Origin of the sequence: Pseudomonas sp. SID14000 (assembly GCF_002165135.1) — a bacterium.
Taxonomy (GTDB): Bacteria; Pseudomonadota; Gammaproteobacteria; order Pseudomonadales; family Pseudomonadaceae; genus Aquipseudomonas.
In genome coordinates this window covers 91,474-112,497 of record NZ_NFZQ01000007.1, presented here as the reverse complement: position 1 = coordinate 112,497, position 21,024 = coordinate 91,474, and the positions used below count along the sequence as shown (strand labels likewise).

At 64.1% G+C, this 21,024-nt stretch carries 21 protein-coding genes and 1 riboswitch; of the genes, 6 read left to right on the top strand and 15 right to left on the bottom strand.

The features are described 5' to 3' along the window. Position 1 precedes the first annotated feature (1 nt). From CAY82_RS12380 to cobO, 6 genes are read right to left on the bottom strand one after another with little or no spacing between them, the layout of a single operon-like run. Positions 2 to 1,456 (bottom strand): cobyric acid synthase, encoded by a 1,455-nt coding sequence (locus CAY82_RS12380; protein WP_087501459.1) that lies wholly within the window; start codon positions 1,454 to 1,456, stop codon positions 2 to 4. After that, positions 1,453 to 2,445, bottom strand: a complete 993-nt coding sequence (gene cobD / locus CAY82_RS12375) for a threonine-phosphate decarboxylase CobD (protein ID WP_087501458.1) — start codon at positions 2,443 to 2,445, stop codon at positions 1,453 to 1,455. Before cobD ends, CAY82_RS12380 begins: the two co-directional genes overlap by 4 nt. Then, on the bottom strand, positions 2,438 to 3,346 hold the full coding sequence (gene cbiB / locus CAY82_RS12370; protein ID WP_087501457.1) for an adenosylcobinamide-phosphate synthase CbiB: 909 nt from the start codon (positions 3,344 to 3,346) through the stop codon (positions 2,438 to 2,440). The genes cobD and cbiB overlap by 8 nt, the downstream gene beginning before the upstream one ends. Beyond that, positions 3,343 to 3,993 (bottom strand): 5,6-dimethylbenzimidazole synthase, encoded by a 651-nt coding sequence (gene bluB / locus CAY82_RS12365; protein ID WP_087501456.1) that lies wholly within the window; start codon positions 3,991 to 3,993, stop codon positions 3,343 to 3,345. Before bluB ends, cbiB begins: the two co-directional genes overlap by 4 nt. Beyond that, positions 3,990 to 5,285, bottom strand: a complete 1,296-nt coding sequence (locus CAY82_RS12360; RefSeq protein WP_087501455.1) for a cobyrinate a,c-diamide synthase — start codon at positions 5,283 to 5,285, stop codon at positions 3,990 to 3,992. Before CAY82_RS12360 ends, bluB begins: the two co-directional genes overlap by 4 nt. After that, entirely contained in the window at positions 5,282 to 5,893 is a 612-nt protein-coding gene (gene cobO / locus CAY82_RS12355; RefSeq protein ID WP_087501454.1) for a cob(I)yrinic acid a,c-diamide adenosyltransferase, read from the bottom strand. The genes CAY82_RS12360 and cobO overlap by 4 nt, the downstream gene beginning before the upstream one ends. A 119-nt stretch (positions 5,894 to 6,012) precedes the next feature. Then, positions 6,013 to 6,233, bottom strand: a riboswitch (cobalamin riboswitch). 167 nt (positions 6,234 to 6,400) lie between these two features. Between cobO and CAY82_RS12350 the strand changes: the two genes are divergently transcribed. After that, positions 6,401 to 6,979, top strand: coding sequence for a hypothetical protein (locus CAY82_RS12350; protein ID WP_087501453.1), 579 nt, complete (start codon positions 6,401 to 6,403; stop codon positions 6,977 to 6,979). A gap of 221 nt (positions 6,980 to 7,200) precedes the next feature. Here the strand turns inward: CAY82_RS12350 and CAY82_RS26685 are convergent, their stop codons facing one another. Then, entirely contained in the window at positions 7,201 to 7,338 is a 138-nt protein-coding gene (locus CAY82_RS26685) for a hypothetical protein (protein ID WP_170931065.1), read from the bottom strand. Between the two features lie 582 nt (positions 7,339 to 7,920). Between CAY82_RS26685 and CAY82_RS12345 the strand changes: the two genes are divergently transcribed. Then, complete coding sequence (locus tag CAY82_RS12345; protein WP_087501452.1) at positions 7,921 to 9,267, top strand: sorbosone dehydrogenase family protein; 1,347 nt, start codon at positions 7,921 to 7,923, stop codon at positions 9,265 to 9,267. Here the strand turns inward: CAY82_RS12345 and CAY82_RS12340 are convergent. From CAY82_RS12340 to CAY82_RS12320, 5 genes are all read right to left on the bottom strand, one after another. Next, complete coding sequence (locus tag CAY82_RS12340) at positions 9,233 to 9,766, bottom strand: C40 family peptidase (RefSeq protein WP_013971371.1); 534 nt, start codon at positions 9,764 to 9,766, stop codon at positions 9,233 to 9,235. The two genes, CAY82_RS12345 and CAY82_RS12340, sit on opposite strands and share 35 nt — an antisense overlap. 139 nt (positions 9,767 to 9,905) lie before the next feature. Then, positions 9,906 to 10,559 (bottom strand): C40 family peptidase, encoded by a 654-nt coding sequence (locus CAY82_RS12335; RefSeq protein WP_087501451.1) that lies wholly within the window; start codon positions 10,557 to 10,559, stop codon positions 9,906 to 9,908. 125 nt (positions 10,560 to 10,684) lie between these two features. Further along, on the bottom strand, positions 10,685 to 11,392 hold the full coding sequence (gene hda / locus CAY82_RS12330) for a DnaA regulatory inactivator Hda (RefSeq protein ID WP_013971369.1): 708 nt from the start codon (positions 11,390 to 11,392) through the stop codon (positions 10,685 to 10,687). Between the two features lie 193 nt (positions 11,393 to 11,585). Further along, positions 11,586 to 12,659, bottom strand: a complete 1,074-nt coding sequence (locus tag CAY82_RS12325) for an AI-2E family transporter (RefSeq protein WP_087501450.1) — start codon at positions 12,657 to 12,659, stop codon at positions 11,586 to 11,588. 12 nt (positions 12,660 to 12,671) lie between these two features. After that, on the bottom strand, positions 12,672 to 13,739 hold the full coding sequence (locus tag CAY82_RS12320) for a DUF2066 domain-containing protein (protein ID WP_087501449.1): 1,068 nt from the start codon (positions 13,737 to 13,739) through the stop codon (positions 12,672 to 12,674). A 594-nt stretch (positions 13,740 to 14,333) separates the two neighbouring features. Here CAY82_RS12320 and purM point away from each other — a divergent pair. The 4 genes from purM (at position 14,334) to CAY82_RS12300 (ending at position 17,154) form a co-directional block, all read left to right on the top strand. Continuing rightward, complete coding sequence (gene purM / locus CAY82_RS12315) at positions 14,334 to 15,392, top strand: phosphoribosylformylglycinamidine cyclo-ligase (RefSeq protein ID WP_087501448.1); 1,059 nt, start codon at positions 14,334 to 14,336, stop codon at positions 15,390 to 15,392. Further along, complete coding sequence (gene purN / locus CAY82_RS12310; RefSeq protein ID WP_087501447.1) at positions 15,392 to 16,045, top strand: phosphoribosylglycinamide formyltransferase; 654 nt, start codon at positions 15,392 to 15,394, stop codon at positions 16,043 to 16,045. Before purM ends, purN begins: the two co-directional genes overlap by 1 nt. An 8-nt stretch (positions 16,046 to 16,053) precedes the next feature. After that, complete coding sequence (locus CAY82_RS12305; protein WP_087501446.1) at positions 16,054 to 16,764, top strand: DUF3108 domain-containing protein; 711 nt, start codon at positions 16,054 to 16,056, stop codon at positions 16,762 to 16,764. A 207-nt stretch (positions 16,765 to 16,971) separates the two neighbouring features. Continuing rightward, positions 16,972 to 17,154, top strand: coding sequence for a hypothetical protein (locus CAY82_RS12300; protein ID WP_087501445.1), 183 nt, complete (start codon positions 16,972 to 16,974; stop codon positions 17,152 to 17,154). 46 nt (positions 17,155 to 17,200) lie between these two features. On the opposite strand, the gene CAY82_RS12295 is transcribed toward CAY82_RS12300, so the two are convergent. The 3 genes from CAY82_RS12295 to relA all read right to left on the bottom strand — a co-directional run bounded on the left by CAY82_RS12295 (position 17,201) and on the right by relA (position 20,965). Further along, positions 17,201 to 17,740 carry a DUF2058 domain-containing protein gene (locus CAY82_RS12295; protein WP_013971362.1) on the bottom strand — a complete coding sequence of 180 codons (540 nt, stop codon included), beginning with the start codon at positions 17,738 to 17,740 and terminating at the stop codon, positions 17,201 to 17,203. Between the two features lie 26 nt (positions 17,741 to 17,766). Then, entirely contained in the window at positions 17,767 to 18,600 is an 834-nt protein-coding gene (gene mazG, locus CAY82_RS12290) for a nucleoside triphosphate pyrophosphohydrolase (RefSeq protein WP_087501444.1), read from the bottom strand. Between the two features lie 124 nt (positions 18,601 to 18,724). Then, on the bottom strand, positions 18,725 to 20,965 hold the full coding sequence (gene relA / locus CAY82_RS12285; protein WP_015269231.1) for a GTP diphosphokinase: 2,241 nt from the start codon (positions 20,963 to 20,965) through the stop codon (positions 18,725 to 18,727). Between the last annotated feature and the right edge of the window lie 59 nt (positions 20,966 to 21,024).

Here is a 21,024-nt window from a genome sequence, read left to right as displayed (position 1 = left end):
GTCAGGCCACCCCACAGAGTTGGCGCAACCGCGCGGTGTCCAGGTGCTTTTCCACCAGATCGGCCAGGCGCTCGATATCGCGTTCGCGCAGGGCCTGGTAATCGACGGTCTGCACATCCTCCAGGCCAGCCCAGCGCAGCAGCGCCGCGCACGACTGGCTGCCTTCGAACAGGCCGTGCAGATAGGTAGCAACTATCTGGCCATCGGCGCTGACAGCACCATCGCAACGGCCATCGACAAGTTGTACGGCAGGCCTCTCCAAGGCAGGCCCCGTGGTGACGCCGGCATGAATTTCATAACCGGCAACCGGGACTGCTTCGAGGCTCAGTGTGCCGGCAACGTTGCGCAGTTGCTTCTCGGCTTCGAGCACCGTGGCGTAATCGAGCAGGCCAAGCCCCGGGCTGGAGCCAGCGGCCCCTTCAAGACCAAGCGGGTCATGCACTTCGCGGCCCAGCATTTGCAGGCCACCGCAGATACCGATCAGCTTGCCGCCATAACGCAGGTGCCGGTCGATGGCCTTGTCCCAGCCGCGTTCACGCAGTTGTACCAGGTCACTGCGCACACTCTTGGAACCCGGCAGGATGATCAGGTCGGCGGCCGGGATCGTCTGGCCCGGGCCGATGAACTGCAGGTCCACCTGCGGGTGCAGGCGCAGTGGGTCGAAGTCGGTGTGGTTGCTGATACGCGGCAACACCGGGACGATCACCTTGAGCACGCGCTCGGTCTTCGCCCCCTGGCGCACATCGATGCCGTCTTCGGCCTCCAGATGCAGGTCAGTGACATATGGCAGCACACCCAGCACCGGTTTGCCGGTGCGCTGCTCCAGCCAGTCCAGCCCCGGCTGCAGCAAGGCGATGTCGCCGCGGAAGCGGTTGATGACAAAGCCTTTGACCCGCGCCTGCTCACTGGGCGACAGCAGCTCCAGCGTGCCTACCAGATGGGCGAACACGCCACCGCGATTGATGTCGGCGACCAGAATCACCGGGCAGTCCACCGCTTCGGCAAAGCCCATGTTGGCGATGTCACCGGCACGCAGGTTGATCTCCGCCGGCGACCCCGCGCCTTCGACCATCACCACCGGCCAGGCAGTGCTCAGGCGCTGGTGCGAGGCTAGTACCGCCTGCATGGCGATGGCCTTGTAGTCGTGGTAGGCCACCGCATTCATGCTGGTGACAGCACGGCCATGGATGATCACCTGGGCGCCGGTATCGCTGTTGGGCTTGAGCAGCACCGGGTTCATGTCGGTGTGCGGTTCCAGCCGGCAAGCCTGGGCCTGCACCGCCTGGGCCCGGCCGATTTCACCGCCATCAGCGGTCACCGCGCTGTTCAGTGCCATGTTCTGTGGCTTGAACGGCACCACGCCGACGCCCTGGCGCAACAGCCAGCGGCACAGCGCGGTCACCAGGGTGCTCTTGCCGGCGTCTGAGGTGGTGCCTTGCACCATGAGGGTGGTCATGCCGTTTCCTTTTTATAAGCCGCCAGGGCCTGGGCCAGGCGCTGTTCGTCCGCCACACAGGCAGGCAGCCCAAAGCGTACCGCCGCCGGCTGCTCGAACAGGCGCACCAGGATGCCGCGGCGGGCGAGAAAGTCATGCAGTTGCGCAGCATGCTCGCTGCGCACGTACTGGAACAGGTCGCAACCGCCGCTGGGCGCCAGGCCGGCGCTGCGCAACAGCATAGCCAGCCGCTGGCTGGCGGCAGCACAGCGCTCGACCTGCACACACTGGGCGGCGTAGTCGGCCAGGCTGGCCTGGGCCAGCACCCGGGTCGGGCCATTGACGGTCCAAGGGCCGAGCAACTCAGCCAGACGCAGCAGCAGGCTGCGTTCGGCGGCAACGAACCCCAGACGCACACCGGCCAGGCCGAAGAACTTGCCGAACGAGCGCAGCACGATCAGCCCCGGGCGCTCGGCACAATCGACCACGCCATCCGCCGGGGTGTTGTCCATGAACGCTTCATCGACCAGCAGCCAGCCACCACGGGCGGCCAGGCGTGCGTGCCAATCCAGCAGGCGTTCACGCGGCACCCGGCGGCCGGTGGGATTGTTGGGGTTGACCAGCACCAGCACGTCGAGGCTGTCGAGCGTCGCCTCGACCTGCTCTTCGTCCAGTTCCAGCAACTGGTGCCCCGCCCGTTGCCAGGCGTATGGGTGCTCGGCATAGCACGGCGTCAGCACCCCAACCCGGCCGGCTGCGCGCAACAGCGGCAAAGCCTGGATCGCAGCCTGGGAACCGGCCACCGGCAGCAATTGGCGGACGCCGTAATACGCGCGCGCGGCGTCCTCCAGGCCATCCTCCGTCTCCGGCAGGCGAGCCCAGGCCTCCATGGGAATCGGTGGAATCGGGAAAGGCCATGGCGCAATGCCGCTGGACAGATCGAGCCACTGCTCACGGGCGATGCCGTATTGCCGTACCGCCCGCAGCAGGCGGCCTCCGTGTTCAAGCATTGATATAGGCCCCTAGGCAGATCACCAGCAGCCACAGCCACACGCCGCGCTGCACCAGGCTCCAGCCACGCTCGATGGCGTCGGCGTCGGCCATTGGCCCGTCACCCAGGCGTGGCCGCTCATGCAGTTCGCCGTGGTACACCGCCGGGCCACCGAGCTCCACCCCCAACGCGCCAGCACCGGCGGCCATCACCGGCCCGGCATTGGGGCTGTCCCACAGTGGGCCCTGCTTGCGCCAACAGGCCAGGGCCAGGCGGGTCTTGCCCAGCAGCGCGTAGGTCAACGCCACCAGCCTGGCGGGAATATAGTTGAGCACATCGTCGACGCGCGCCGCGCACCAGCCGAAGCGTTCGAAGCGTTCGTTGCGGTAGCCCCACATGGCATCCAGGGTGTTGCTCAGGCGGTACAGCGCCACGCCCGGCGCGCCGGCCACCACGAACCAGAACAGCGCGGCGAATACCGCGTCGCTGCCGTTCTCCAGCACCGATTCGGTGGCAGCCCGGGCAACGGCGGGCTCGTCCAGCTCGCGGGTTTCGCGGCTGACCAGGTAGCCCACGCGGCGCCGCGCTTCCTGCAGGTCGCCCTGGCGCAAGGCACTGGCCACCGGCAACACGTGTTCGCCCAGGCTGCGCAGCCCGACGGCGCAGTACAGTGCCAGCACGTCAACCAGCCAGCCGATGTACGGCAGCCAGGACAGGATCAGCGCTACCAGGGTAAGCGGCACCACGGCCAGGAACCACGCGCTCACCCCGTGGCTGCGCCAGCCGCGCCCACCGGCATTCAGGCGGCGCTCGAGGTTACTGGCCATATTGCCGAAGGCCACCAGCGGGTGGCGCCGCTGCGGTTCGCCCAGCAAGGCATCCAGGGCCACGCCGGCCACGGTCAGCAAGGCCACGCTCATTGGCGCTCTCCCCATTGGTTCTCAAAGAGCATTTCACTCAAGGGCCGTTCCTCGGCCCAGTTTTCCAGCACCAGCATCGGGGCCGGGTAGAACTCGGTCACCGGCCCCAGGCATAGCACCGCGACCGGCTTGGCCCCGGCCGGCATGCCTAGCAGCGCCGCCAGCGCCTGCGGGTCGAACAGCGACACCCAGCCCATGCCCAGGCCTTCGCCACGGGCTGCCAGCCACAGGTTCTGGATGGCGCAGGCCAGCGAGGCCAGGTCCATTTCCGGCAGGGTGCGGCGGCCGAAGATATGCGGCTCGCGGTTGTCCATCAGGGCGGCCACCAGCAGTTCGGCGCAGTCGTTGATGCCCTCCACCTTCAGTTTCATGAAGGCGTCGGAGCGTTCGCCCAAGGCTTCGGCGGTACGCACCCGTTCTGCTTCCACCAGGGCCTGGATACGGGCGCGCAGGTCGCGTTGGGTGATGCGGATGAAGCGCCAGGGCTGCATCAGCCCGACACTTGGCGCCTGGTGCGCGGCGGCCAGCAGGCGGCCCAGCAGTTCCGGGGCCACCTCGCCACCGGCGAAATGGCGCATGTCACGGCGCTCGCCGATGGCCCGGTAGATCGCGGCGCGCTCGGCGTCGCTGTAGGCGTGTTCGTTCATGGTCGCAACAGCGCCGCCGCCGCATCCGGGTTGGAGGGGAAGTAGAAGTGCACGTAGGAAGCCGTCAGCCGCCCTAGGCGGTACACCGCTTCGTTGCCCCGCCCGCCGTTGGGGCTCAGGCCACGGGCGATTGGCTCCAGCGCGGTACTGGTCAGCGAATGATGATAGGTGTGGCCGCGCAGGGTGCCTTCCGGCAGCTCCACTGCCTGCAGCGCCAGGGCCGCCAGGCGCTTCTGCATGGTCGCTTCGCCCGGCAGCAGGCCGAGCAGCTCGGCACGCTCGCCGGCCACGTCGGTCAGGGCGTCGAGCAGGTACAGCATGCCGCCGCACTCGGCCAGCAACGGTTTGCCCTGGGCGTGATGGGCACGGATAGCCTCGCTCATCGGCGCGTTGGTGGCCAAGGCTTGGTGGTGCAACTCGGGATAACCGCCCGGCAGGTACAGGCTGTCCACTGCTGGCAGTTCACAGTCATGCAGCGGCGAAAAGAACTCAAGCTGCGCGCCCAGGTTGCGCAGCAGGTCGAGGTTGGCGCCATAGGTGAAGGCAAAGGCCTCGTCCCGCGCCACGCCAATGCGCACACCAGCCAACGACGCAGCACTGGCTCGCGGCTCGGGTTCGGCAAAGGTCACTGGCGGCGGCAAGGCAGCATCACAACTGGCGCCCAGCGCCTCGGCAGCGGCATCCAGGCGGGCATCCAGGTCGTTCAGCTCGCTGGCCTGGACCAACCCCAGGTGTCGGCTGGGCAGCTCGATACCGCGCTCACGAGACAAACCGCCATACCAGCGCAGGCCTTCGGTCAGGCTGCCTTCCAGCAGTTGCGCGTGACGCAGGCTGCCTACCCGGTTGGCCAGGACTCCGGCGAACGGCAGGTCCGCCTGGTAGCGTGCCAGGCCCAGGGCCAGGGCGCCGAAAGTCTGGGCCATGGCCGTGCCGTCGATTACCGCCAGCACCGGCACACCGAAATGACGCGCCAGGTCGGCGCTGGACGGCGTGCCGTCGAACAGCCCCATCACCCCTTCGATCAGGATCAGGTCGGCCTCGCCGGCTGCGTCCCACAGCAGGCGACGGCTTTCCTCGGCGCCGATCATCCACAGGTCGAGCTGGTACACCGGCGCGCCGCTGGCCCGCTCGAGGATCATCGGGTCGAGAAAGTCGGGCCCGCACTTGAACACCCGCACCTTGCGGCCGAGGTTGCGGTGCAGGCGGGCCAGGGCGGCGGTGACGGTGGTCTTGCCCTGGCCAGAGGCCGGTGCCGCGATCAGCACGGCTGGGCAATGGCGCGGCTGGCTCACAGTTCGACGCCCTTCTGTGCCCGGATGCCGGCCTGGAAGGCGTGCTTGAGCATGCCCATCTCGGTCACCGTGTCGGCCAGATCGATCATCTCGGGTTTCGCGGCGCGACCCGTGACGATCACATGCTGCATCGGCGGGCGGGCCTGGATGTCGGCCAGCACCTGGTCAAGGTCGAGGTAGCCGTGCTTGAGGGCGATGTTCAGTTCGTCGAGCACCACGAACTGCACGTTCGGGTCTTGCAACAACTGGCGTGACACTGCCCACGCCGCTTCGGCTGCGGCGATGTCGCGCTGGCGGTCCTGGGTTTCCCAGGTGAAGCCCTCGCCCATCACGTGGTAGCACACCTGCTCGGGGAAACGGCGGAAGAACAACTCTTCGCCGGTGCTGTTGCGGCCCTTGATGAACTGCACCACACCGCACTGCATGCCATGGCCCAGAGCGCGCGCGAGCATACCGAAGGCCGAACTGCTCTTGCCCTTGCCATTGCCGGTCAGCACCAGCAGCAGGCCGCATTCGTTGGGGGAGTTGGCGATGCGTTCGTCGATGATTGCCTTCTTGCGCTGCATGCGCGCCAGGTGGCGTTCGTCGCGTTCGGTGGATTCGCTCATCAGGGTTCTCCGCTGGCTGGCGCCACGGCAACGCGCGGCGACAGGTAATAGGCGGGCAGACGGAGAACGCGCAGGGGCCGTGGCCGTTCGCCACGGTGCACCGCGCATCACCCTCCGTGATGCCGTTGGCAGTATCAGGCCGGTCTCCGGGCTTGTGAGCGGGCCTGGGCCCAGGCCTGCGCGCCTTCCCGGGTGCTGGCACCCAGTGGCCCTGCGCGGCCGCGACTCACCTACCGTTGCGGGGGCAGCGCCGGAATCGCGCCATGCTGGCACCCACCGGCTTCCCAGTTTCACCCTGCCCAGACGGGGCTGGCAGGACACCTGAAACACGCGCGAAGGTTAGAGGGTTGCACCGGGAGCGTCAATCGGAGGGGGGCGCTTTGCAGCCGAACAGGCACCGCCCGGGTAATGGCCAATTCACCCGGTTGTGCCACACTGGATACAGTGATATCACATAGCCATCACTTTCAGCTGAACGCGATCACAACGACAACAGGAGAGCGCAGCATGCGAGGCCAGATCATCAACAACCCGCGCCTGGAGTTTCTTGCCCCGGCGCTGGAGCGCTGGGGCGACTGCATCGACCGCTTCAACCAGTTTGCCGGCGATGCCGAAGCGCCGTACTGGCATGGTGCAGGTACCAATGCCGGGCTGCTTGCCGCAGCGGCCTGGCAGGCCGAGCTGGCGGCGCTGCAGCAGTTTGCCGGCAAGAAGCAGCGCGATGAAGGCGAATACGAAGGGCGCTGCGACCTGTCGATCAGCAGTGCCGACGAGGCGCTGTACCTCAGCGTCAGCCAGCGTTGGCCAAAAATCGCCCGGCTGGACATGGCGGCCGCTCTGCAGCAGACCGCCGCCCTCGCCCGCCAGGTGGCCTACCCTAGCCAGTTGAAGGCCGGAGCGCTGTTCATCAGCCCGTGGAAGGCCGGCCAGCACGCCAGCCCCGAGGAACTGCAGGACCTGGTCGACGACCTGCAGAAGCATACCGCCTGTGCCATCGCCTGGTACTTCCCCTATGCCTATCGCAAGTTGCACAACGAGCTGGGGCAGTATTTCCCGGGGGTGGCGTTGTTGCTCAAGCAGGCTTGAATCAACTCCGGCGCAGGCCGGGACTGGAACTCGTTTCGCAAGCGCGACGTGGCCTCTGTGGGAGCGGGCGTGCCCGCGAAGAATCCAACGCGGTGGCTGGCACCGCGTTGGATTCTTCGCGGCTAAAGCCGCTCCCACAGGGTACGCGGATTGCTTGCAATTTCAGTTATCTACGCGACAGCGCAGCCCCAAGGGTTGGGCCATCTCCCACAGAACGCCTGCTAAATCTTGCTCTTGCTCTTGCTCTTGCTCTTGATCTTGATCTTGATCTTGATCTTGATCTTGATCTTGATCTTGATCTTGATCTTCGCGACTTCAGGAGGCCGAGCAGAGGTCTTGCGGAGGGAGGTGACGGGCATGGATGCCCGTCAAGCGCTGAGGCCCCATGGATGGGGCCTGCAGCGCGTACTCCCGGGAGCAAGACCGGCGCGAGGGAACCCCGGAGCGCAGCGTAGGGGCCGGATGATGGGAGCGCAGCGTTTTTTGGTTACTTTTTGTCGCGTTTGACAAAAAGTGACTCGCCGTAAGGGCGAAAAGGTGAGTCAGCGTCGCCATCGTAAATGGACTATGCGCGAGATCAAAACCAGCACTTTTCCGCTCTTCGCTCTTCGCTCTTCGCTCTTCGCTCTTCGCTTTCAAGCGTGAGCATCAACAGCGAGCTCAGCATTCATTTTCGAAGGTGGCGCTTACTCACCTTTCCGCCCTTACGGCGGGTCACTTTTTGTCAAACGCGACAAAAAGTAACCAAAAAACGCTGGCTCCTATCATCCGGCCTCCTGAAGTCGCAATCGGCGGCGCCTGAACTATCGCGCACTTAGAAGCAAAAGCAACGGCAACGGCAACGGCAACGGCAACGGCAACGGCAGTTGGATGGTTGCCGGGAACCTGGCGAATATCGCCAACCTCTCAGTTCCATAGGCCCTGTTAGGAGGACGCCGCCCATGAAACACCTGATGCCTTGGTTATTGGCCGCCAGCCTGACTGCCTGCGGCGAAACCGCCCTGCTGGATGTACTCGACGGCAGTGGCCCCAACCCCCAGCTGCCCGCTCCGGTCAAGACTGCCGTACCCACCGTGAACATCGCCCCGGCAGTGGGCTGGCCAAAAGACGCCAAGCCCGAAGCAGCACCAGGCACTCAGGTGAGAGCGTTTGCCAGCGGGCTGGACCACCCCCGCTGGCTATACCTGCTGCCCAACGGCGACGTGCTGGTAGCCGAAACCAATGCCCCACCCAAGCCCGAAGATGGCAAGGGCCTGCGCGGCTGGGTGATGAAGAAGGTGATGAAGCGGGCAGGTGCAGGCGTCCCCAGCGCCAACCGGATCACCCTGCTGCGTGATGCCGACCATGACGGCGTGGCTGAAATCCGCACGACCTTCATCGAAGAGCTCAACTCACCGTTCGGCATGGCTCTGGTAGGCAAGGACCTCTATGTCGCCAACACCGACAGGCTACTGCGTTTTCACTACCAGCCCGGCGCCCTGCAAATTCGCAATGAGGGCCAGCCAGTGGTCGAGCTGCCAGCTGGGCCGCTCAACCACCACTGGACCAAGAACGTGATCGCCAGCCCCGATGGCAAGAAGCTTTTCGTGACGGTCGGCTCCAACAGCAACGTCGGCGAAAACGGCCTGGACAAGGAACAGGGGCGCGCCGCGATCTGGGAAGTGGACCCAGCCAGCGGCCAGCACCGCCTGTTCGCCACCGGCCTGCGCAACCCTAACGGCCTGGCTTGGGAGCCAAACAGCGGTGCGTTATGGACGGCAGTCAACGAGCGTGACGAGATCGGCAGCGATCTGGTACCGGACTACATCACTTCCGTGAAGGACGGCGGTTTCTATGGCTGGCCCTATAGCTACTATGGCGGGCACGTGGACGAGCGCGCGCAACCGCCAGCGCCTGAAAAAGTGGCCCAGGCGCTGGTGCCCGACTATGCCGTGGGCCCACATACAGCATCGCTGGGGCTGGCATTCGCCGAACCGAATGGGCTACCCCCGCCCTTCGAACACGGGGCATTCGTGGGCCAGCACGGGTCGTGGAACCGCAAGCCGCACAGTGGCTACAAGGTGATTTTCGTGCCGTTCGACCCGTCAGGAAAACCCTCGGGCAAGCCGGTGGACCTGCTTACCGGGTTTCTGGATGAGCATGGCAAGGCCCAAGGGCGCCCGGTCGGCGTAATCACCGACGGGCGTGGCGGCGTGCTGGTAGCCGATGATGTCGGCAATGTGGTCTGGCGGGTAAGCAAAGCCCCGACTGTCCTCAGGGGTTCTGCGCCAGATGCCCTTGCGGAATGACGCGCTTGGCCTGCAGGTAAGCTTTGGCCCAGTAGCTGTTGGACAGGTAGTCCAGACGCACCGTGCCACCGCTGGAAGGGGCATGCACGAAGCGCCCTTCCCCGACATAAATGCCGGCGTGGCTGACCTGCGAGCCGCCACTGGTAGCAAAGAACACCAGGTCGCCGGACTGCAGCGACTTGGCATCCACGGTCGGCGCGCGCATGACGATCATCTCACGCGTCGAACGCGGCAGGCTTATGCCGGCAGCATCCCGGTAGACGTACTTGATCAGGCCACTGCAATCGAAACCGGAATCCGGCGTGTTGCCGCCCCAGCGATAAGGCGTACCCACCAGGCCGATAGCACGCATCAGCACGTCATCGGCAATCGGCGAAGGGCTGGGCTGGCTATAGGTAACCTGCGGCTGTACCACAGGGGCCGGCGCAGGCGCACGGCTGGAGCAGGCAGCCAGCAAGGCCGCCAGGGAGAGAAATGCGAAGCGCGCCATCTTTACCATGGCCAGAACATCCTGTCTGAGACCGCTGGGCCGCAGCCGAAAAGAGTTGAGAAATTAGATTAGACGCTTTCTATAAATGCGCACGGCGGCGAGCTTTTTTCAAAGCATCGCCGCCGCGGCAGGATATATCATTTTGCTATCAGTTGCGCGCGATATTGGTGGTCGGCGCCATGGCCAAGGCACGCTTGGCTTCGATAAAGGTCTTGCTCCAGTAGCGGTCACCGAGGCTGTCGATGCGCACACCACCGCTGCGGCGGCTGCTGGAGTGGATGAACTGGTTATCACCCAGGTAGATGCCGGCATGGCTGACGCGGCCGCGGCCGTTGGTGCTGAAGAACAGCAGGTCACCTGGCTTGAGCTTGTTACGGGCCACTTTCGGGGCATCGACGTTGATCATTTCACGCGTGGAGCGCGGCAGGGTCACGCCCGCCTCTTCACGGAAAAGGTAGCCGATGAAACCACTGCAATCGAAGCCGGACTTCTCCGAGGTACCACCGAAGCGGTAGCGGGTGCCGATCAGCGACATGCCGCGCTCGAGAACGCTGTCAGCCAGAGCTGGCAGTTGGTAAGGCTTGCTGCTGGAGAAGGCCTCCAGGTCATCTTCGGTGGCCAGCTCTTCGGGCTCGCCGAATACCGACGAGGACGAGGCCTTGGCCTTGAACGCCGAATGTGCGGCGATCGGGGTGTGATCCTGGAGCTGCGGCTCTGAATGAGAAGCTGGGCCTTGGGCCGCGCAGCCAAAAAGCAGGGTCACGAGTGCGAGTGGCACGAGGGGTGCGAAGCGCTTCAGCATGGGCACGACCGTGTCTGTAATCCTTTAGAAGGGTGAAACTATGCCCTCTATCATGGCCATTTGCAAATTTTATCGAAAAAGATGTGACTTTTTTGTTTTGCCGCTCTGGCCCAGCGTTTTCAGGGTTACCAGCCCAGGGTTTCCTTGAGGAAAGGGATGGTGAGCTTGCGTTGTGCCTGCAAGGAAGCCTGGTCGAGGCGTTCGAGCAGGTCGAACAACGCACTCATACTGCGTGCGCCGCGGGTAAGGATGAAGTGGCCGACTTCGTCGGTGAGGTGCAGGCCACGGCGTGAAGCACGCAGTTGCAGGGCGCGCAGCTTGTCTTCGTCGGACAGGCCACGCATCTGGAAGACCAGGGCGAGGGTCAGCCGCGACTTCAGGTCCGGCAGCTTGATCGGCAGTTCGCGCGGCGATGCCGAGGCTGCCAGCAGCAGGCGCCGGCCGCTGTCACGCAGGCGGTTGAACAGGTGGAACATGGCCTCTTCCCAGTCGGCCTTGCCAGCGATCACGTGCAGGTCGTCGATGCACACCAGTTCGTACTGGGCCAGGTAATCGAGCAGCCCTACGCCACGATCGAGCAATTGCGCCAGTGGCAGGTAGACAGCTGGCTCGCCGCGTTGCTGGAAACGGTGGGTGGCGGCCTGCAGCAGGTGGGTACGGCCAACACCTTGCTTGCCCCACAGGTAGATAAGGCTCTCGGTCCAGCCGGCGTCGGCTTCGCATAGCCGCTCGACGTAGCCCAATGCCGCAGCATTGGCGCCCGGATAGTAGTTGATGAAGGTGGCGTCATCGCGCAGGCGCACACCCAGGGGCAACTGGATCGGTGGTTTCATGCTCGCGGGCGGTCGACAGAACCGCAGGGGGCCTTTGGTGAACAATGTGCAAAGTCTATACCCGCAGCGCGGGGCGCACAATCGCGGCAGCGGATAGCGCAAGTAAAATCAACGAGTTGCACTAGTTGGAGCGGCTTTGCAATCTTGTGGGAGCGCCAGATTCCAGATATGCATAGTACCTGTGCCCCCGGGATCACAACTCCGGGTCGATATCCCCGGCATACATGTCCGATTCCTTGTACAGGTCATGCACATGCCGCAACAGCACCATGATCACTGCCGCCACCGGCAGCGCCAGTAACACACCGGTAAAGCCGAACAGCTCGCCGCCGGCCAGGATGGCGAAAATCACCGCCACCGGGTGCAGGCCGATGCGGTCGCCCACCAGCAGAGGGGTCAGCACCATGCCTTCCAGCGCCTGCCCGACCATGAACACCGCAACGATACCCAGCATCGGGTACAGGTCGCCGCCAAACTGGAACAGACCAGCCACCAGGGCCGCGCCAATGCCGATGATGAAGCCCATGTACGGCACGATGGCAGCCAGCCCGGCGAGCATGCCGATCAGCAGCCCCAGCTCCAGCCCTACCAGCATCAGCCCGGCCGAATAGATGATGCCCAGGGCCACCATCACCATCAATTGCCCGCGCACGAACGCCCCCAGCACTTCATGGCATTCGCCCGCCAGGCCCATTACCTGCGGCTCACGCTGGCGCGGCAGCAAGCCGCGCAGCTTGGCCATCATCAGGTCCCAGTCGCGCAGCAGATAAAAGCCCACCACCGGGATCAGCACCATGTTGGCCAGCCAGGCCATCAGCGCCAGGCTCGAGGCGGTGGCATGGGACAACAGCGCGCCGACGATATCGGTGGTCTGGCCCATGTGCGTGCCGATGGCAGCCTTGATCTTGTCGAACTTCCAGAAGCCGTCACCCAGGCCCAGGCGGCTCTGCACCCAGGGCAGCGCCACCTGCTCGAGCCAGTCGAGCATCTGTGGCGCCAGCTCGTACAGGCGCAACAGTTGCTTGGCCAACAGCGGCACGAGCACCAGTAGCAGGGCCATCAACAGCAGGGTGAACAGGCCGAACACCACCACCACGCCCCAGGTGCGCGACAGTCCCAGTCGTTCCAGGCGGTCGACCAGTGGATCAGCCAGGTAGGCCAACAGGATGCCGACCAGGAACGGGGTAAGAATGTTGTGCAGGCTATAAAGCAGCACGGCAACCAGCAGGGCAACGCCCAGCCAGATCCAACGACGTACGTCGGTCACGGTATGCTCCCCTTACCAGCTAAAACGCAAGCCGTCGAACGGCTTGGGGGCTGGCTGGGCCGGCGCTGGTTGCCCGGCCCCGGTAGCCGTTGCCGGAGCTGACGTGGCTGGCACCACAGGCACCTGTTCTACCGGCATTTCCTGCAGTTTGGCCAGGCCAAGCTGGGCTCGCAGCTGTTCGCGGTTGGCAGTCACGCCGTAGGTCAGGGTGCTGCCTTCGGCCATTTTCAGGCGCGGGCCAAAGGGCTCGAGCACGCGGGCCAGCTCGGCGTAGCGCTGCAGGTTCATCCCCTGCACTTGCACCTGCAACTGGCTGCTGGCACCCGGGCGGGTGACGTAGCGCGGCGCCAAGCGGCTGCTGAGCGCCAGCATCACGGCGTCGGCCAGCGCTGCCGGGTCGGCGCCCTCGACAGTGCCTTGCTCACGCTGGTCGCCCAGCCACAACTGCCACTTGCCCTGCCACTTGCCGTCCGCTTCCCGGGCATGCACGGCAAGCAAAGCATCGGCGCCGTAGCGCTCGGAGGCTTCGCGCAATGGCGCCGGGTCGCTGCCTTCGAGCTGCTCGGCATTGGCCACCAGCTGCTCCTGCAGGTCGGCCAGCGGCAAGCGTAACGGCAGGCCACGGTGCTGGGCGGCACGGCGCAGGGGTTGGGCGCTGGCCTGGCCGTCACCGACCAGGTTGCTGCCGTCAGCACTGTCGTTCAACCACCAGCCGAGGATCGAGGGCCGGTTGCTGCCCCACAAGGCCAGGCCAGCCTTGCGCAAGGCCCGCTCGGTACTGCCAGGGTCGAACTCGACCAGCACCGACTCGGGTGGCCCGGCTTCGCTGGCGACCTGGTTGATGATTTGCTGCGGGTCCTTGCGCAGAGCAGCCAATGCCGGGCTTTGCGCCGCCCTGGGGTCGCCGGTCAGGCGCGTTACCAGGGTATCGAGGGCGTGGGCGGTAGCCGCGGCACGGGCTTCAGCGCCCTGCCCGGTGACCGGCTCGCGCACCTGGTAAAGGCCGGAGACATTTTCAGCCTGGGCAGTGGCCGAGATCAGGGCCAGGCACCCGATTGCCAGCATATTGAAGAGACGCATGGAGGATTCCTGTCCATTTACCGCAATGCCTATACCTTATACATGGGCGCGAAAGGTAACCAGTCGCGAGGGGTGAAAGATTGGTTGCGGGAGAGATGTGTTTGGTCTGACGGGTGTTCTCCTTGAGAGGTTCAGCGGCTGGGAGATCGAGCGCCGCCCGCGCGGCGCTTCGCGGCACAAGGCCGCTCCCACATCTGTTTCGGGCCAGTCCATCCTGTGAGGTCACCTCTGTCCGCCTTGCTTGTTCCATTCGATATCGAGGGGGGCGATTCTCCAGCCATACACCAAGGCTGCAACCCACCTGGCCCAGGAGTAACTGGCCCTAAACAGATGTGGGAGCGGCCTTGTGCCGCGAAGCGCCGCGCGGGCGGCGCTCGATCTCACAGACACCGAAACAATCAAAGGCGGACACTTACCACTTTTTACCCATTTTCATGCCCTGCCCGTCGGCCTGAGGATGGCCGCTGCCCGGCAACCCTGATAAAATCGCGCGCCTCCACAGACCAGTGACGTTTCAGGCAGCCGCTGCTTACCAGCCGGCCTTGGCCGTCATGGTCGTTTTTAAGAATCCCTCCCTCCTAAAGGCCTGGATCAATGAGCAAGCAACCCTCCCTGAGCTACAAGGACGCCGGTGTAGACATCGACGCCGGCGAAGCACTGGTCGAACGCATCAAGGGCGTGGCAAAACGCACCGCACGCCCTGAAGTCATGGGTGGCCTGGGCGGCTTCGGCGCCCTCTGCGAGATCCCGGCCGGCTACAAGCAGCCGGTGCTGGTCTCCGGCACCGACGGCGTCGGCACCAAGCTGCGCCTGGCACTGAACCTGAACAAGCACGACAGCATCGGCCAAGACCTGGTCGCCATGTGCGTCAACGACCTGGTGGTGTGTGGTGCCGAGCCACTGTTCTTCCTCGACTACTATGCCACCGGCAAACTGAACGTCGATGTGGCCGCCACCGTGGTCACCGGCATCGGTGCCGGTTGCGAACTGGCCGGCTGCTCGCTGGTCGGTGGTGAAACCGCCGAAATGCCTGGCATGTACGAAGGCGAAGACTACGACCTGGCCGGTTTCTGCGTCGGCGTGGTGGAAAAGGCCGAGATCATCGACGGCTCCAAGGTTGCCACCGGCGACGCACTGATCGCCCTGCCGTCCTCGGGCCCGCACTCCAATGGCTACTCGCTGATCCGCAAGATCCTCGAAGTGTCCGCCACCGACATCGAAAACACCCAGTTGGGCGGCAAGCCGCTGACCGACCTGCTGATGGCGCCGACCCGCATCTACGTCAAGCCGCTGCTGCAACTGATCAAGAACACCGGCGCGGTCAAGGCCATGGCCCACATCACCGGTGGCGGCCTGCTGGACAACATCCCGCGCGTACTGCCGGCCAACGCCCAGGCGGTCATCGACGTGGCCAGCTGGCAGCGCCCGGCGGTATTCGACTTCCTGCAGGAGAAAGGCAACGTCGACGAGCATGAAATGCACCGCGTGCTGAACTGCGGCGTCGGCATGGTCATCTGCGTGGCCCAGGATCAGGTAGAAGCCGCCCTGAACGAACTGCGCGCCGCTGGCGAGCAACCATGGGTAATCGGCCATATCGCCGAAGCCGCCGAAGGCGCTGCCCAGGTCGAGCTGCAGAACCTCAAGGCACACTGATGCCAAGCAAGACCTGCAATGTAGTGGTACTGCTGTCGGGCTCCGGCAGCAACCTGCAAGCGCTGATCGACAGCTGCCAAGGCCAGGACAGCCCGGTGCGCATCCGTGCGGTGGTTTCCAACCGCGCCGATGCCTACGGCCTGCAACGCGCCGCGGCGGCCGGCATCGACAGCGTCGTGCTCGAGCACACCCAGTTCGACGGCCGTGAAGCCTTCGATGCCGCGCTGATGGCGCGCATCGACGGTTTTGCCCCGGACCTGGTGGTGCTGGCCGGTTTCATGCGCATCCTCAGTGGCGACTTCGTGCGCCACTACCAGGGCCGCCTGCTCAACATCCACCCGTCGCTGCTGCCCAAATACAAGGGCCTGCATACCCACCGCCGGGCACTGGAGGCAGGCGACGCCGAGCATGGCTGCAGCGTACACTTCGTGACTGAGGAACTCGATGGCGGCCCACTGGTCGTACAGGCTGTGGTACCGGTGGCGTCTGACGACACCATCGAAAGCCTGGCCCAGCGGGTACACCGCCAGGAACACCTGATTTACCCGCTGGCGGTGCGCTGGTTCGCGGAAGGGCGCTTGCGTCTTGGCGAACAGGGTGCATTACTGGATGGCCAACCCCTGGCGGCCAGCGGTCACTTGATTCGATCCTAGGAGAATTTATGCGTCGCGCCCTGCTCTTGGCTCTCGCCGTGCTCGCCCTGCCCCTCCAGGCAGCTGATCTGAAGCCTTTCTCGGCCAGCTATACCGCCGATTGGAAGCAACTGCCCATGAGCGGCACCGCCGAGCGCAACCTGGTCAAGAATGCCAACGGTACCTGGGACCTTAACTTCAAGGCTTCCATGATGATCGCCAGCCTGACCGAGCAAAGCACCCTGCGCATGGACAACGACACCCTGCTGCCGCAGAAGTACCACTTCGAGCGTGGCGGGCTGGGCAAGGCCAAGAAGGTCGACCTGACCTTCGACTGGAACAGCAAGAAGGTCACCGGCAGCGACCGTGGCGATGCCATCAGCCTGCCGCTGAACCGTGGCGTGCTGGACAAGTCGTCCTACCAACTGGCCCTGCAGCATGACGTGGCTGCTGGCAAGAAGAGCATGACCTACCAGGTGGTCGACGGTGACGAGATCGACACCTATGACTTCCGCGTGCTGGGCACCGAAAAGGTCACCACCAAGACCGGCCAGGTCGATGCGGTGAAGGTCGAGCGCGTACGCGACCCAAGCCAGAGCAAGCGCATCACCGAGCTGTGGTTCGCCAAGAACTGGGATTACCTGCTGGTGCAACTTCGCCAGGTCGAGACCGATGGCAAGGAATACGTGATCGTACTGCAGGACGGCACGGTCGATGGCAAGCCGGTGAAGGGCAACTGATCCAGCACTGCCAGCAGTACTTCGAAGCCCCGCCTGGTGCGGGGCTTTTTTCTATCCGGGATTTCGGGATGGCCAGTACAGGCAGCACACCTTTCAGCTTCATGAAACTTGTTTCATGCCCGTTTTATTTACTTAGCCTGCTAACAAATTCTATAAAGAGGTTGTGCGACACAGTGTCGCATCCAACTGAAACAGTGGAGTTTAGCGATGACAGTCCAAGTAACCGAACGCGACGAATCGAAAATGTCCCACGAAGGCCTGGCCGCTGGTGTGCGGATCTGGGATGTGCACCAACAAGGCCAACTGGTGGGGATGTTCCACAACGAACAAGAAGCACACCAGTACCGGGCAGAGCTGGAAACCCTGGAAAACCAGCGCGCCACGCAATGACCCCATATTCAAATGAAAAACCCCGCCAAGGCGGGGTTTTTCGTGTTTACCACATCAGATCATCAGGGATCTTGTAAGCCGCGTACGGGTCGTCCTCGTCCGCTTCCTCGACATGGGTGTTCAGCAGCAGGACACGGCCAGGGTCGCGTTCCTGGATCTTCAACGCCGCCTCGCGAGGGATCACCTCGTAGCCGCCGGCAAACGACACAACGGCCAACGCACCATTGCTCAGCTTGGTCCGCATCAGGGCATTGACGGCAATCCGCTTGACCTTTTTGTCGTCGACGAAGTTGTAGTAGTCCTCGGTGCTCAGCTTCGGCAGGCGGGTCGCTTCGATCAGTTGCTTGATCTGCGCGGCCCGCGCCTTCTGCTCGGCTTTTTCCTGCTGCTGGCGGTTCAGCTCCTGGTCACGCTTGGCTTTCTCGGCCATGGCTTCCTTGGCCATGCGCTGCTGGCTGTCGTCCACCTCGACCTGGCCTTTGTGTTCCAGGCGTTTCTGTTTCTTCTCGGCCTTGTTGGCCTGGGAAACCTGTTTCTGGTTGACCAGACCGGCTTTGAGCAATTGGTCGCGAAGGGAAAGGCTCATGAATGTTCACTCACTTATGCAACAGCTCAGCCGCAGCTGGGCAGGTTCTTTTCCTGACGTTTGGCTTCACCCCAAAGGGCATCCAGTTCGTCAAGGTTACAATCTTCGATGGGACGCCCACTGTCGCGCAATGCCTGTTCGATGAAGCGGAAACGCCGCTCGAACTTGCGGTTTGCACGACGCAGTGCGTGTTCCGGATCGTGCTTGAGGTGGCGGGCCAGGTTGACGGCGGCGAACAGCAGGTCACCGATTTCATCCTCGAGCGCATCGGCATCGCCGTCGGCCATGGCCTGCAGCACTTCGTCCAGCTCTTCGCGGACCTTGTCCAGCACCGGCAATGCCGCGGGCCAGTCGAAACCGACCGTGGCCGCGCGCTTTTGCAGTTTGGCTGCCCGCGACAACGCCGGCAATGTCGCCGGTACGTCGTCGAGTAGCGACAGCTGTTCGGGCAGGCTCTTTTCCGCGCGCTCTTCGGCCTTGATTTCTTCCCAGCGTGACTTGACCTGGGCCTCACTCAGGCTGGGGGTGTCTACCGGCGCATACAGCTCGCCGGTCGGGAACACATGGGGATGACGGCGAATGAGCTTGCGGGTGATGCTGTCGACCACGCCATCGAACTCGAAACGCCCCTCCTCGCGGGCCAGCTGGCTGTAGTAGACCACCTGGAACAGCAGGTCGCCCAGTTCACCTTGCAAGTGCTCGAAATCGCCGCGCTCGATGGTGTCGGCAACCTCGTAGGCCTCTTCGATGGTGTGCGGGACGATGCTGGCGTAGTTCTGCTTCAGGTCCCACGGGCATCCATACTGCGGGTCGCGCAGGCGGGCCATGAGGTGCAGCAGGTCTTCGAGGGTGTAGGTCATGTAAGCAGGTCCTTCGGCGGTGGCTTCTTCGCGGGTGAACCCGCTCCCACAGGTAAAGTGCACATCTGAAGATTTGCACCATCCCTGTGGGAGCAGGTTTACCCGCGAAGCAGGCGCCGCGGTCTCAAGGGGTACGATTACGCCGCGTCTCGATGATGTTCGGCAACTGCGAGATCCGCCCCAGCAGGCGCCCCAGCGCATCCAGGCCCGGAATCTCGATGGTCAGCGACATCAACGCAGTGTTGTCTTCCTTGTTCGAGCGGGTGTTCACCGCCAGCACGTTGATCTTCTCGTTCAGCAGCACCTGCGACACGTCGCGCAACAGCCCAGGGCGATCGTAGGCACGGATGACGATGTCGACCGGGTAGGTCTGCACCGGGATCGGCCCCCAGCTGACCTGGATCATGCGCTCCGGTTCCTTGCCCGCCAACTGCAGCACCGAGGCGCAGTCCTGGCGGTGGATGCTCACGCCGCGGCCCTGGGTGATGTAGCCGACGATGGCGTCCCCCGGCAGCGGCTGGCAGCAGCCAGCCATCTGCGTCAGCAGGTTGCCGACACCCTGGATCTGGATGTCACCACGTTTGCCGGTACGCGGCCCCGTAGGTTTGCGCGGTACCAGTTCGATCTGTTCGATGCGCTCGGGCTCCAGCAGCTGCTGGGCGGCGTTGACCAGATGCGCCAGGCGCAGGTCGCCAGCCCCGAGCGAGGCGAACATGTCCTCGGCGGTCTTGACGTTGGTCTTCTCGGCCAGGCGCTCGAAATCCACCTGCGGCAGGCCCAGGCGGCTGAGCTCGCGTTCGAGCAAGGTCTTGCCGGCTGCAACGTTCTGGTCGCGTGCCTGCAACTTGAACCAGTGCACGATCTTGGCCCGTGCCCTCGAGGTGGTGACGTAGCCCAGGTTGGAGTTCAACCAGTCACGGCTGGGGTTGCCATGCTTGCTGGTGATGATCTCGACCTGCTCGCCGGTCTGCAGGCTGTAGTTGAGCGGCACGATGCGCCCGTTGATCTTGGCGCCGCGGCAGTTGTGGCCGATTTCGGTGTGCACGCGGTAGGCGAAGTCCAGCGGCGTAGCCCCCTTGGGCAAGTCGATGGCGTGGCCGTCCGGGGTGAACACGTAGACCCGGTCCGGCTCGATGTCGACCCGCAGTTGCTCGGCCAGGCCACCAATGTCGCCCAGCTCTTCGTGCCACTCCAGCACCTGGCGCAGCCAGGAGATCTTCTCTTCGTAATGATTGGAGCTGGACTTTACGTCGGTGCCCTTGTAGCGCCAGTGAGCGCAAACCCCAAGCTCGGCTTCCTCGTGCATGCCGTGGGTACGAATCTGCACCTCCAGCACCTTGCCCTCGGGGCCGATCACCGCAGTGTGCAGTGAGCGATAGCCGTTCTCCTTGGGATTGGCGATGTAGTCGTCGAACTCCTTGGGGATGTGCCGCCACAGGGTGTGCACGATGCCCAGCGCGGTGTAGCAGTCGCGGATTTCCGGCACCAGCACGCGTACCGCGCGCACGTCGTAGATCTGGCTGAACTCCAGGCCTTTGCGCTGCATCTTGCGCCAGATCGAGTAGATATGTTTCGCCCGGCCGCTGATGTCGGCCTTGACACCAGTGGCCAGCAACTCGTTCTGCAGCTGGTTCATCACCTCGCTGATGAAGCGCTCGCGGTCCAGTCGCCGCTCGTGCAGCAGCTTGGCGATCTGTTTGTACTGGTCAGGCTCGAGGTAGCGGAAGGACAGGTCTTCCAGCTCCCACTTGATATGGCCGATACCCAGGCGGTGCGCCAGCGGCGCATAGATGTCGAACACCTCGCGCGCGACACGCAGGCGTTTCTCGTCGTCGGCCGCCTTGACCGCACGGATCGCGCAGGTACGCTCGGCCAGCTTGATCAGCGCCACGCGCACGTCGTCGACCATGGCCACGAGCATCTTGCGCAGGTTCTCGACCTGCGCCTGCGAACCCAGCACCAGCGACTGCCGCGGGCTGAGGCTGGCACTGATGGCGGCCATGCGCAGCACGCCGTCGATCAGCTTGGACACCACCGGGCCAAAGCGTTGGCTGACCTCGGCCAGGGTCACCTTGCCCTCGCGCACCGAGCGGTAGATGACCGCAGCCACCAGGGAATCCTGGTCGAGCTTGAGGTCGGCGAGTATTTCGGCGATCTCCAGGCCCGCCTGGAAGCTGGAGGTACCGTCCGCCCAGGAATGCTTGGCCGGATTGCCCTTTTTCTCGACCTCATGGGCAAACTCGCAGGCCTCTTTAAGCGCTGCGCGATCCAGTGCCGAATCGACGCTTACCACATGGTCCAACCATGCTTCGAGATTGATACTACCGTCGGTGTTGACCGGCTGGTGCACTCTCACCTGTACCATCTTTGTTTTACCTTTCCATACAGCACACCACACGGGTGCGCTGGCAATCACCGTGCGGC